The organism is Polyangiaceae bacterium (assembly GCA_016715885.1).
In the GTDB taxonomy this organism is placed as follows: Bacteria; Myxococcota_A; Polyangia; order Polyangiales; family Polyangiaceae; genus Polyangium.
On sequence record JADJXL010000001.1, the window covers coordinates 473,613 to 485,996 of the forward strand.

The window sequence follows — 12,384 nt, forward strand, 5'->3', positions numbered from 1 at the left end:
AAGGGGCAAAGACGCAGAGGCGCAAAGAATATAATTTGGTATTTGCGCCATCTAACGTTTCCTCACGCTTGGCCGGCGCGGGACGAGCGGCAATCGGCGGCGATCCGCTTCCTCCACGCTTTGCGCGAAAACTGCATGGTGCTCCGATCGCTCGCACACCGGATCGGCATTCGCCGCGTCGCCCGTCAGCACGAGCGCTTGGCAGCGGCATCCACCAAAATCGATATCGCGCCGTTCGCAGCTCCGGCAAGGATCATGCATCCACGCTGTGCCTCGAAATCGTTGGAATGCCGCGGAGTGCTCCCAAATCGCGCGCAAATCGCGCTCACGCACCGAATCGAAGACGAGCCCGGGAATCGTTTCCGCCGCATGACAAGGCAAAACCAGACCTTTCGGCGTGATGTTCATGAATTGCCGCCCCCATCCGCCCATGCACGCCCTCGGCAGCTTCCCATACGCATCCGGCGGAACGTAATCGATGACCAGCACGCCGACGAATTTCTCCTGCGCCTCCTCCACGACGGAAAGCACGTCCGCCACCGCTTCGGGCGCTGGCAAAAGCGCCGCGCGATTCACGCGCCCAAAACCATGGTGAATCGCGTGCGCAATTTCCACACGCCCAGCGCCCAGCGTATGCGCCAATTCAATGATTCCGCCCACGCGTTCGGCATTTCTCGCGTGGATGACCGCATTCAGCGTCAGCGACATCCCATGCTCCCGTACCCATTCGGCAACTTCGAGCTTGTGCTCGTGCGCCCCGGCATATCCCGCAATCGCGTCGGCCTGCGCGGCGCGCGCGTCCTGCACGCTGATCTGCACGTGATCGAGCCCCGCTTCGGCGAGCGCCCCGATGCGCGCCCGATCCAGCAGCATCCCCGACGTAATGAGATTCGTGTAAAGCCCAAGACCCGCCGCGCGGCCCACGAGCGCCTCCAAATCCGACCGCACCGCAGGCTCGCCGCCGGAAAAGTGCACGTGAAGCACCGATAAATCCGCCGCTTGTTCCAGCACCCGCATCCACGTCTCCGTGTCGAGCTCTTCCCTCGCAGAATCGAGATGCACGGGATTCGAGCAATACGGGCATTGCAACGGACACCGATGCGAAAGCTCGAGCAGCAGCGCGAGAGGCGGCGGCACACCACTCATGTCACCACGAGCCCCTTGTCGGCGAGGTCTTGCAGCAACGTCATCACATCCGCACGAATGCGTTCGCGCTCGCCCGCGAATGTTTCGGCGAGCTTATTCGTCATCGTATCGACGCTCGTTTGTCCGTCGCATGATTGCAGAATCGTCGCGGCGATTGAGTCGAGCAATAGAACACGCTCGGGCGCGAGCAACACGAACGCGCCGCGCGCGGGATCGTGGCGCAATCGGACGCGTGCGCCGAGCCGCAGCACGCTCGCCCCATCAATCATTGCCCGCGCCTTCATATTTCCTCTTCTGGGACGAATGCACCCGGCGGGACGTGCCCCGGCGCGACATACGCGTGATGGAGCGCGTCGAGCATCGCCCAGAGCACGTCGCATTTGAACGACAATGCTTCCATGACGAGCTTTTGCTCCGCGGCCGTACGTGCCTCGCGCTTCACCCAGGCGAGCGCGAAATCGGCATCGTGCGGCGCTTCCGTGAGCCTTGCATTGAAGTAGGCCAGCGTCTCGCTTTGGATGAATGGATAATGCGCGAGCATGCCCGCAACACGCTCTGCAATGATCGACGGCGCGAACATCTCGGTGAGCGATGACGCAATGGCAGCAAGTAACGGGCGTTCGCGAACGAAATGCAAATACGCGTCTGCCGCGAATCGCGTCGCAGGCAAAATGCCTCTGCCAGCCATGACATCGCCGCGATCGAGCCCGAGCCCATCGGTTAGCACGAGCCATCGATCCACGCCGCCCGAACCATCCGCGCCGTCTTGATCCACCAATCGCTGCCGCCATATGCGTCGTAATGCAGGATCCTCCATTCGCGAGATGATGGCTGCATCCTTGCGGGGGACGATCGATTGGTAATGGTATCGATTCAGCGCCCAGGCCATGATTTGCCCGCGCCCGAGCTTCCCGTCGCGCATCAGCACGTGGAAAGGATGCTTGTGATGATAACGCTCGCTGCCGATTTCCCGAAGCTTTGCCTCGAACGCATCGGGCGAGAGCGCAGCAGGCTCTGTCATAACCGAACCTCCATTCCGTCCCACGCGACTTCCCACCCGCAGTTTTCGATGATGCGCCGTTCGGGGGAATCGGCGAGAAGGGCAGGGTTCGTGTTGTTCAGGTGAATGAATATTTTTCGATTTATATCGACATCTGCGAATCCATCCATGGCTCCATCCGGCCCCGACATACTCACGTGACCCATTCTTCGCCCGGTCTTTGGGCCCGCAGCCGACGTGATCATCTCGTCGTCACGATAAAGCGTTCCGTCGAAAAAAAGCAGCGCCGACCCTCGAAGGCGATCGCGCAGTGCGTCCGTGATTTCCGCGCAGCCTGGGATGTAATCGAAGGACGCCCCGCCGCGTGTCGCGCGGACGCGAAGTCCGACGGTATACTCCGGATCTCCGCTTTCGGCGCGGCTCTCGAGCCACAAGGGCGCCTTGCCCGGCACCGCGTACGCCTCGACGAGAATGCCGCTAGGTTCGCCGTTCGGCCCGAAAAGTTCCAGTTCCCTATGAAGCGGTAAATGCCGTCGAGGGACGGACGAATAGGCGAGGACGTCGAAAATGGGGTTTTCGTCGAGCGCTGCGAGCACCGTGCGCGTTGCGTAAAGTGCGAAGGGCTGGGATTCGCGCAGCGAGAGCAATCCTGCTATGCGATCGACGTCTGCTCCGGTCAGCACGACGCCGAGAATGGGCGAATGGCGAGGTCCGTGCGTTGGATCCGGCCAGAGATCGACGCATTGCTCGATTTGGGCGCGCAGGTCCGGCGATGCGTCGAGCAGCAGCCAATGATGACCATCAGCGCTCACGCAAAGGCAGGTTTGTCCCCGTCGAGGTGAGGCGGAATCTCCCTTGCGCGCCCGTGCGCAAGCCGCTCCCGTCGAGTTCCATTGCGGTATTCCGCCGCCGGCGCCGGAACCCAGGACCCTGATCACGAGCGACATTGTCGATTACTCACGGGGTGGCGGTCGTTTCACGAGGCGCTCTCGGTCGATTTCCGGAGGTGCATATGCGCCAATTTCCAATCCTACGGGGATCTCGACGACCTTCGGCGTTTTCCAGGCAGATTTCTTGTCCATGCGCCTCCCTCCACTTGGATCTCATAGGTGTCAGGCGAGCGGTGGCAAGCTGACGCACCTTTCGTTTCGGGCGGTGTACCTGGAGGGGGGGGGGGGGGGGGGGGGGGGGGGGGGGACCGGACGCGCAATGCCGCAACAGCAACGCGTGTCTGCTGGGATTGCCGTAGTCTCGTAACCTATCACTCATTGTAATGTCGCCCTCTGGCGGCCGCCAGGCTCCGCCATGGCGGCCGCCACCTTTTGACGCCAAGTCATCTTTGAAAATCCCGAGGTTTTTGATGTAAAACCCGTTGGCACGGTCGTCGCATATAGCGTTTGGCATGCAAGCGACGGCGTTGACATTCATTCTCGTAGGGCTCGATGCGTACCCGGTTCGTGTCGAGGTCGATTCGGGGCGAGGCCCTTCGGCCTTTCACCTCGTGGGTTTGGCCGAAGCGTCCGTGCGCGAAAGCCGCGTGCGCGTTCGAGCGGCTTTGTCGCAGATTGGAGTTGCTCTCGACGAACACGTGATTACGGTCAATCTTGCTCCCGCGGATTTGCGCAAAAGCAGCAGCGGATTCGACTTGGCCATTGCAATGTCGGTCTTGGGCGCGTTGCGCAAGGTCCCAGCGAATGCTCTTGCGGGAATTGCATTTCTCGGGGAATTGTCGCTGACGGGCGCGATTCGTCCGGTGCGCGGCGTGCTTCCAGCGCTTCGAGGTGCTGCGGCGCAAGGGGTTTGTCGGGCCATCGTACCGGCGCTCAATGGCCCGGAAGCCGCCAGCGTCAAAGGCATTGAAGTTTACAAGGCCGAGCATTTGGCGGATGTCGTCATGGCGCTCGGTGGGGGCAAACCGCTCGAAACCGTGGGTCAACGGCCCGTGGCGGCGGCAATCGTGCCTGTCGATTATGTGGATCTTTCGGATGTGCGAGGGCAGCATACGGCTCGCAGGGCGCTCGAGATTGCCGCGTCGGGCGGACACAATTTGCTCATGATGGGCCCTCCCGGTGCGGGCAAAACGATGCTTGCGCGGCGGTTGCCGACGATCATGCCGCCGCTCGAGGACGAAGAAGCGCTCGAAATTACGGCGCTGCATTCGATTGCGGGACTCTTGCAGCCCGAACGCGGCATTGTGCAGGTGCGGCCATTTCGTGCGCCGCATCATACCGTGAGCCCCGTCGGGCTCGTTGGAGGAGGCGATCCGATTCGTCCAGGTGAAGTATCGCTTGCGCATCATGGCTGCCTTTTTCTGGACGAGCTGCTCGAATTCAAACGCGGAGCGCTCGAGGTATTGCGACAACCGCTCGAAGACGGCATCGTGTCCATTTGCCGAGCGCGCAGTCGGGCCACCTTTCCGGCGAGGCCGCTCTTGATCGCGGCGGTGAATCCGTGCCCGTGTGGGTTTTACGGGGAACTGCAGCGCCGGTGCACGTGTTCAGCGGAGCGCGTGCGAATGTACCGAGCGCGTTTGTCGGGGCCGCTGCTCGATCGAATCGACTTGCACGTTCCGCTGCCGCCCGTGGATGTCGCAAACATCGTGGGCAAAACTCGAGGCGAAAGCAGCTTGGAGGTGCAAAAGCGGGTCATTGCGGCGCGGGCGATTCAAGCGGCGCGGCGTTTGGCGAAAGAAACGACCGTGGCAACGAATGGCGAGCTTGGTCCGCGGGACCTCGAACGCGTGGCAGCGCCCGATGCAGCGGGCCTGTCGCTACTCGCTCGAGCCGTCGAATGCCTGGGTTTGTCCGCACGAGCTTATAGCAAAGTTCTTCGTGTGGCGCGGACCATTGCGGATTTGGACGGAAGCGTAGGCGTCAAGGCGCATCACGTGAGCGAAGCGATTTGCTCGAGATTGCTCGACAGGTCCGATGGTCGCACGCCGTCTGGCGACGTGGCCGCGACCGCTTGAGGCAAGCTCACTGAATTTCGAAAAGCTTCTCCGCATGCGGAGGGGCGCAGATCATCGATTGAGTGAAAAGCAAAGAAAAAGGAAGAGAGGATACGCACATGCAGATGGAAATGGTCGAAAAGTCGAAGGCAGTCAAAACCGCAGTTGGCTCCATCGAAAAGCAATACGGCAAAGGTACCATCATGCCCCTCGGTGACCAGACAGTGACGAGCGCACGTTTCATTGGTTCGGGCTCGATTGCGCTCGGTCAAGCGCTCGGCATTGGCGGATATCCTCGCGGTCGCATCATCGAGATATACGGCCCGGAAAGCGGCGGCAAGACGACGCTTACATTGCACGCCATTCGGGAAGCGCAACGCGAGGGAGGCGTCGCGGCGTTCATCGATGCCGAGCATGCGTTCGACATCAATTACGCGAAGGCGATCGGCGTGGACACGGACAAGCTCCTTTTTTCGCAACCGGATTGCGGCGAACAGGCGCTCGAAATCGCGGAAATGCTCGTTCGCTGCGGCGGCGTCGATATCGTCGTCGTCGATTCCGTTGCGGCGCTCGTGCCCAAGGCGGAAATCGACGGTGACATGGGCGAGGCGCACATGGGTCTGCAAGCTCGGCTCATGAGCCAAGCATTGCGGAAGCTCACTGCCGTGGTGAATCGCACCGATACCGTGCTCGTGTTCATCAATCAGCTTCGTCACAAGATTGGTGTGCAGTTTGGCAGTCCGGAGACGACGACGGGCGGCAATGCATTGAAGTTTTACGCGAGCGTCCGCATGGATGTTCGTCGCATCGGAACCGTGAAAGTCGGCGATGAAGCGGTCGGTTCACGCACGCGTGTCAAGGTGGTGAAAAATAAAATGGCCGCGCCATTCAAGGAAGCCGAATTCGACCTGCGCTGGGGCAAGGGCATCGACGAAGCTGCGGACCTCATTGATTACGGGTGTCAGCTCGGCGTCATCGAGAAAAGCGGCGCGCACATGTCGTTTGGCGGAGAACACCTCGGGCAGGGGCGCGAGCGATCGCGTGAGGCGATCTTGGCGGATCCGCGCCTCATGTCGGCACTTCGCACGGCAATCATGGTGAGCATGGAAAAACAAGCGCACACCAATCGTGCGAAGGAAACGCAGAACTGAGCGCAGAAGCGATGAATGGGTAGAAACTCGGGAAAAGCAGAAGCAGAAACGCATTGCATAGGAAAGGGATACGACCATGAGCGACGGAATGAACAAGGTTTTTCTCCTCGGCAACCTCGGCACGGAACCGGAGCTGCGATACTCGTCCGGCGGCACGGCGGTGATGCATTTTCGCATGGCGACCAATGAATCGTTTCTCGACCGCAATCGCGATCTGACGGAACGAACCGAATGGCACAGCGTCGTCATGTTCGGGTCGCGCGCCGAAGGGATTGCGCGGGTGCTGACGAAAGGAACGTGCGTGCTCGTCGAAGGGACCTTGCGGACGTCTTCGTATGAAAAAGACGGCGTGAAACGTTATCGAACCGAAATTCACGCGCGGGACATCCGTTTTACCGGCAGTGGTCCACGAATGCCGGACATTTCTCCGTCGCTACGCGAGCCCGACGAAAGCTTCGTACCCGAGGAAATGACGCCGCTGCCCGAGGAGTCGCCGGTCGTCATCGACGAGCGACCTGCAGCGTCGACGACGCGTTCGCATCGCAGTCGGCGAGGGGCCGCATCGGCGCATCGAATGCCCGTGCACGAGGTCGAGCCGTACCCGCACTGATCACGTGGGCGCTGGTTCCACGCTGGGGATTCGGTTTTTCGGCGTGGAACCTCGTCCGGCGTCCCCTTCGTGCTAACCTCCCACCATCATGACCCCGTCCGAAGAGCTCGCGATCCTCTTGCGTCCCGCCGCCGGCGGCATTCACCTCGTTTCCACCGGGCGCGCTGAGCAGCTTGCCATTCAGCGCGCTCTCTATCGAGTTTCGAGTGATGCGGAAGTCGACGCTGCGTTTCGTGCCGCGATTGATCGCATTGCATCGGCGCGCGGTATCATCCTCGGCATTCCATCCGATGTTGGTGGAGGTGTCGTGCGCGGGGCAAACTGGGGCCCCCAAGCCATTCGAGCTCGTCTCATCGAAGAACATCCCGAATGGCCGGCTGTTGCAGAAAGCCTTGGCATCGTCGATATTGGCGATGTGTTCGTCGTGCCGCAACTACTCCACGACGACATGCTCGGCGAGGCTCAAAAGAGTGCGTCCCGTAAAGCGGTTTATCCGTCGGTCGCGCCGGCCGTGAGCGCGCGTTTGCCCGTATCACCTCTTTCCATTGCCGAACGAGCGCTCGATCTCGTTTTTCAAATCAATCCAAAAGTCAAACCTTTCGTCATCGGTGGCGACCATTCCACGGCATGGCCAGTCGCCGTGGCACTGTCGCGTCATCGCCAGGATCGATGGGGTATCGTGCAGCCCGACGCGCATACGGATCTTTTGCCCGAACGTCTGGGCGTCAAAATATGTTTTGGCACGTGGTCGTACCACGCCAATGAGCTCCTCGGGCGCGATGGCAGGCTCGTGCAGGTGGGAATTCGAGCAACACGCCACGATCGCGGTCATTGGGAATCGAATCTGGGTGTGCGGCAGTTTTGGGCCAAAGAATGCTTGGAAAATCCCAGCGGGGCCATTGAAGCCATCATTGCTCATTTGCGAGAGCGTCGGATCACGGGCGTTTACTTTTCCAATGACATCGATGGCACGGACGCAGCCTGGGCCGATGCAACGGGCACGCCCGAGCCTGGAGGCCTCGAGCCTGATTTCCTCGTCGAGCTCATTCGGCGTCTTGGCCGAGACATAGGAATCATTGCAGGCGACATCATGGAAGTTGCGCCGCCCTTGCGCCCAAAACCCGACAGCGAGCGGCGCACCGTGGGGCTTGCCGTTAGGTACTTTGAAGAAACGATTCGAGCAGCTCTGGGAACGTAGTCTGTCTTTCGTTTTGTGGATGTCGGTTTGGCGTTGACAAACGTGCTCGACTCCGCTCTGCTCCGGACAAATCAGTCGGAGGCATGCATGCAGTCGATTCCATCTCGTCGCGTTTCCTGCGCATCGCTCCTCGTTTCCGGTTTTCTCGCATCAGGAGCGTGGGGATGCGCGAGTCTTCCCAAAACCGGCATCGAGTCCACAGGGGAACCCCTCAACGTCGAAGTTCGTACGGAGACCCACACGTATACCACGCAAGCGAAGGTGGGTGAGGTTGTCAGCCGCGATTCGTCGGGGCGGGTGATTGGAACGTCTGAAGTGTACGAGAATCGCACGGGCACGTACGACGTTACGCGATGGCAGGTTTTTCAGGGCGATACGCCCATCGACGATCAAGATTTCTTTCGCATTGGGGGCGACATTGCGAGCGCCAAAGAGATTGCGGCTTCGCGGCAATCTGGCGTCACGATGAACAAGGTGGGGATAGGTTTGTTGATTGGTGGTGGGGCGCTGGCGCTTGCGGGCATCATTCTTGGGCCTGCGCTTACGACGACGGATTCCAACGGAATCGAGACGTCGCCTTCATGGACGCCTTACCTCATGACGGGTGGGCTGCTTACGGTGTCGGTTGGTGGTGTATTGACTTGGATCGGTATTGCCAAGGTCAAGCGTGAGCATCCCATTGACGATCCGGCGCGCGCCAATGCCGTGGCGAAGAAATACAATGCGTCGCTCGGATCGGGATCTGCACCGGTGGCGGACGAAGACGAGGAAGACGAGCCGCCTCCGCCGCCGAAAAAGAAGAAGAAAAAGAAGAAGTGAGCGGATCGAAAGCGCCGTACTATTCGGAATGAGGCAAATCCGGGGGGTATGGGGGCATGAGCGCTAACTCAACCCGTTTTGCACCCCCGCGCGGGATTGAAATCCCGCGCTACACATTCAAAAGTCCCTCACTACCGTTCGGGACTGGCCTTTGCATGCCGGATCGTCTCGAGAATCCTGCGTTTCGCATCGTGCAGGCGTCGCCATGCAGCCATGACGCTAGTCCGAGCGGCGCGAGGACGCCATGAGCGCGGGTGGGGGGGGTGCTTACGCGGGGTTGGGGCTCGAGAAGCGCTCTTGGCCCGGATTCGAGCCGAATGATATTGTAGTTCAACCCTTCCGGCGCCGTCGGGACAACATCCGAGCGCTCATGGTCGCGGATTCATTCACCAAGTGGGCCCATATCGGGATCGTTGGCGAATTCGGCGCGAGCATGCTCAGGCTTTCGCGCCGCATTTCCGGCGTATCCACCGGACCTCCTTCGGGCCAAAGCACCGTGCCGGAACCCATCTGCGCATTGGATTGCGCGTCCATCACCTTTCCTCGCGGTACACCAATCTCGTCGTGCACGAGCAGCCCCGGTCGAAACGGTTCTTCCTTTTCCGTGAGGCGCCGCTGGTATTCCTCTTCGTCGAACGTCGTCGAACCATCGACGACCATTCCGAGCTCCTGAGGACTTTGCGCAAGTCGGACAACCTCGTGATATTGCACGGAATTGTTCTCGACGGATACCCGTTCGGCTTGTCCGCGGATCATTGCGCGTCCTTCGAGAGCATTGCCCGAATAACAAATCGAAACATCGTATTCGGATATTTCCGATGCGACCCACACGGCATATTGAAAATCCGTGTTTCCTGCTTCGAGCAGCTTGCGGGCTGGCCCTCCGGCGTAACCATCACGAATCAATGCCTCGCAGCCATATCCGAACTCGAGCGATCTGCCGAGCGATTGCGTTCCGAAGTAAAACACCGCTTCGACCCGCGGACTCACCGCCACCTGGACGAGCCGCTCGTTCGGAATGCACGGTTCGACGTTCGCCCAGTAGCCGGCGATGAATCGCGCGGAAAACCGCCGTTTGTCGTAGATGTAGCCAACGAACACGTTACTCACGCGGCGCATGGGAGCACGAAACGCTCTTCGCGTGAAGAGGCGTCGCTCGCTTCGGGCAAGCTACATTTGCAAGCCGAAACAAGGCCAACCAATACGCTCGTATTCGCCGCACACCTGGTCCCAACGTTTTGGTAGTCTCGCGCCGCCGGTTACCAACACCGGCGGGAGGCACTGGCTTCGATGAGCGAGGAACGGATCTTCGAGCATGCGGCGACGTTCGAGGCGGGCGAGCTGTCCGGGCACGTCCAGGTCGATAAGTACGAGGCATATTACGAGCAACTTTTCGCCGAGGTGCTCGAAGACGGAGTGATCACGGCGGACGAGCGCGTCGAGCTCGAGCGCGCAGCGTCGGCGCTTGGTCTCGATCCCGAACGACTCCGGAGACTCGAACAAGCGCTGCTCGCATCGTACGAAGCCCGGCACAAAGTGCGCGTTCGCGAAGAGATCGCGCCCGGCGATGAATTGCGTCCTTCGCTGCGCGGCACGGACGCCGAGCGCGATGCGTACATCGCAACGCTCGAGCGCCGAGTCAAAAGCCTCGAAGTGCGCATCGCCGAGCTCGAGAATGAGCTCGAGGAGGCGCGTGCCGAAGCCGCGGTCGAAATCGACGTCTCGGGGTTCGTTTCGCCGAAGGTTGAAGAAACCGAAGACAGCCAGACGATCCACAAGCGACTTCGTCATGATCCTCGCGACGTTGCCACGCTTCGCGCCCTGTTTCGCGCGGCGAATCGTGAGAGTGACGCCGACTTGGCGTTCCGCGTGGCCCATGCGCTCGTGTGGCTCGGCGCAGCCAATGACGACGAACGCTCCGTGCACGAGTCCTATGCGACAAACGGTCTGATTAGGCCGTCCACGTCGCTGTCTGGCGATCTTTGGCGAAGGTCGCTTTATCACCAAGATCAAGAGGTGCTCACCGGAGAGATCTTTGCCGTCATCGCGCCAGCCGTTCTGCTTGGTCGCGTCGCTGCGCTTCGTCGTAGCAAAGCGCTTCCGACGCTATCGCCCGAACGACGTCTCGATCCTCGCACCACGACCGTCGCCGTGGGACGATGTTTTGGCTGGGCGGCGAGCATTCTCGGCATGCCCTCGCCGGGCGTGTTTGCCGATCCCGACTTTGCGGGCGGCGCCGAAGTCGTTCCGAATTTGCCGCCCGCTTTGCGCGTGGGCAAACTGGCGCTCTCGGGGCGTTCGCCTACGGAGCTCGCGTTTCTCGCGGGCAAACACCTTGCTTGGTTCCGTGAAGATCACTTCGTGCGTCTCTTGATTCCCGACGTGCCGGACCTCGAGGATGTTTTCCTTGCGGCGCTGCTCATCGGTAGCCCGTCGCTACCGCTGCACGAATCGAAGAAGCGCAAGGTCGAGCCCATCGCGCGGGCCATCGAGCCGCTGCTCGAATCGGTGCAAATCGACCGACTTCGCGGCGCATTCTTGCGGTTTGTCGAAGAGGGTGGCCGGACAAACCTACAACGATGGGCCTCGGCCGTCGATCGCACGACGGCTCGCGCCGGCTTCTTGCTTGCGGGTGATCTGGGCGTCGCCGACCGGATGCTCGCGCTCGAGAACGTTCAAGATGCGTCCGCGCTGCTCGACGACCTCATCGTGTTTTCCACGGGCGACAGGTATGGCGCGCTCCGCAAACGCCTTGGAATTGCGGCTGGCGTGTGAAGTAGTTGGCGTTCCAATGAATGAAAAACGTTTGATACTTGGTGCTCGAAACTTCGGTTCGGGCGCTCGATGTGAAGGAGCTTCGATGCGAATGACGACGTTGACGAGCGCTGCACGGTGGACTGCTGCGTGCTCGCTCATTCTGTGCATGCTTGGTTGTGGTGGAGAATCGGAACCCGTGCGTCCGCCGCCTCAACCGTCCGCGACGGCAGTCGTGCCCCCGCCTCCGCCACCACCGCCGCCGCCTCCGCCGGAGCCGTCGGCATCTGCGCCGCTCAAGTACACGACCGAGGTGGTGATCCACCAAGCCGAGATACACGGCAAGATCAAGCTTCGCGCGGGGAAGAAGCTTTTGGTCGAGCCGCTCGTGTCGACGAGCACGACGCAGCCGCTCAAGGGCAACAAGGCGGAGGTGTTTAGGGTCGTCGACAAGCCCGGGACCGAAACGCAATGGCTTTTGATTGCGGATGCGGAAATCGGGGCGGACTTCATCAACGGGAAAAACCTCGAAGTAGCCATCACCGAAGAGAAAAAAGGCGTGCTCATCGATGGCAAACCTGTCAACCACTGGCTTGCGGGCACGATGGTTCGTGTTCGTTGGCAGTGGCAGTGAAACCAGGCCAGAATTTGCACGCTCGCTTCGCGCGCGTGGGACGCGCGCTGCGCGAGGCTAGTTTACGATGGGGGGGCCGAGGCTCGGCCCCCCCATACCCCCCGAATTTGCCTTGTTTCAAACAG

13 protein-coding genes are annotated in these 12,384 nt (G+C 60.7%); 7 read left to right on the top strand and 6 right to left on the bottom strand.

What is annotated here, in order from left to right:
- Positions 1-51 precede the first annotated feature (51 nt).
- Genes pqqE through pqqA form a run of 5 tightly spaced genes read right to left on the bottom strand, consistent with a single transcriptional unit; the run spans position 52 to position 3,228 of the window.
- Positions 52-1,146 (bottom strand): pyrroloquinoline quinone biosynthesis protein PqqE, encoded by a 1,095-nt coding sequence (pqqE, locus tag IPM54_02075; GenBank protein MBK9258602.1) that lies wholly within the window; start codon positions 1,144-1,146, stop codon positions 52-54.
- Complete coding sequence (gene pqqD, locus IPM54_02080; protein MBK9258603.1) at positions 1,143-1,415, bottom strand: pyrroloquinoline quinone biosynthesis peptide chaperone PqqD; 273 nt, start codon at positions 1,413-1,415, stop codon at positions 1,143-1,145. The genes pqqE and pqqD overlap by 4 nt, the downstream gene beginning before the upstream one ends.
- Positions 1,416-1,426: 11 nt before the next feature.
- The gene (pqqC, locus tag IPM54_02085) at positions 1,427-2,167 is read right to left on the bottom strand and encodes a pyrroloquinoline-quinone synthase PqqC (GenBank protein MBK9258604.1); all 741 of its coding nucleotides are present in this window, start codon (positions 2,165-2,167) and stop codon (positions 1,427-1,429) included.
- Positions 2,164-3,093 carry a pyrroloquinoline quinone biosynthesis protein PqqB gene (pqqB, locus tag IPM54_02090; protein ID MBK9258605.1) on the bottom strand — a complete coding sequence of 310 codons (930 nt, stop codon included), beginning with the start codon at positions 3,091-3,093 and terminating at the stop codon, positions 2,164-2,166. Before pqqB ends, pqqC begins: the two co-directional genes overlap by 4 nt.
- A gap of 6 nt (positions 3,094-3,099) precedes the next feature.
- Positions 3,100-3,228, bottom strand: a complete 129-nt coding sequence (pqqA, locus tag IPM54_02095) for a pyrroloquinoline quinone precursor peptide PqqA (GenBank protein MBK9258606.1) — start codon at positions 3,226-3,228, stop codon at positions 3,100-3,102.
- 320 nt (positions 3,229-3,548) lie between these two features.
- Here pqqA and IPM54_02100 point away from each other — a divergent pair, with 320 nt between their 5' ends.
- The 5 genes from IPM54_02100 to IPM54_02120 all read left to right on the top strand — a co-directional run bounded on the left by IPM54_02100 (position 3,549) and on the right by IPM54_02120 (position 8,871).
- On the top strand, positions 3,549-5,114 hold the full coding sequence (locus IPM54_02100; protein MBK9258607.1) for a YifB family Mg chelatase-like AAA ATPase: 1,566 nt from the start codon (positions 3,549-3,551) through the stop codon (positions 5,112-5,114).
- Between the two features lie 104 nt (positions 5,115-5,218).
- Complete coding sequence (recA, locus tag IPM54_02105) at positions 5,219-6,244, top strand: recombinase RecA (GenBank protein ID MBK9258608.1); 1,026 nt, start codon at positions 5,219-5,221, stop codon at positions 6,242-6,244.
- A gap of 76 nt (positions 6,245-6,320) precedes the next feature.
- Positions 6,321-6,854: a single-stranded DNA-binding protein gene (locus IPM54_02110; protein ID MBK9258609.1), complete on the top strand. Its 534-nt coding sequence runs from the start codon at positions 6,321-6,323 to the stop codon at positions 6,852-6,854.
- 88 nt (positions 6,855-6,942) lie between these two features.
- Positions 6,943-8,052, top strand: a complete 1,110-nt coding sequence (locus IPM54_02115) for an arginase family protein (GenBank protein MBK9258610.1) — start codon at positions 6,943-6,945, stop codon at positions 8,050-8,052.
- Positions 8,053-8,139: 87 nt separating this feature from the next.
- Entirely contained in the window at positions 8,140-8,871 is a 732-nt protein-coding gene (locus IPM54_02120) for a hypothetical protein (protein ID MBK9258611.1), read from the top strand.
- Between the two features lie 330 nt (positions 8,872-9,201).
- Here the strand turns inward: IPM54_02120 and IPM54_02125 are convergent, their stop codons facing one another.
- Positions 9,202-9,981, bottom strand: a complete 780-nt coding sequence (locus IPM54_02125; GenBank protein ID MBK9258612.1) for a hypothetical protein — start codon at positions 9,979-9,981, stop codon at positions 9,202-9,204.
- Positions 9,982-10,161: 180 nt separating this feature from the next.
- On the opposite strand from IPM54_02125, the gene IPM54_02130 reads away from it, so the two are divergent.
- Positions 10,162-11,646: a hypothetical protein gene (locus tag IPM54_02130; protein MBK9258613.1), complete on the top strand. Its 1,485-nt coding sequence runs from the start codon at positions 10,162-10,164 to the stop codon at positions 11,644-11,646.
- Positions 11,647-11,731: 85 nt separating this feature from the next.
- A complete protein-coding gene (locus IPM54_02135; GenBank protein ID MBK9258614.1) occupies positions 11,732-12,259 on the top strand; it encodes a hypothetical protein in 528 nt (175 codons plus the stop codon).
- Positions 12,260-12,384 lie beyond the last annotated feature (125 nt).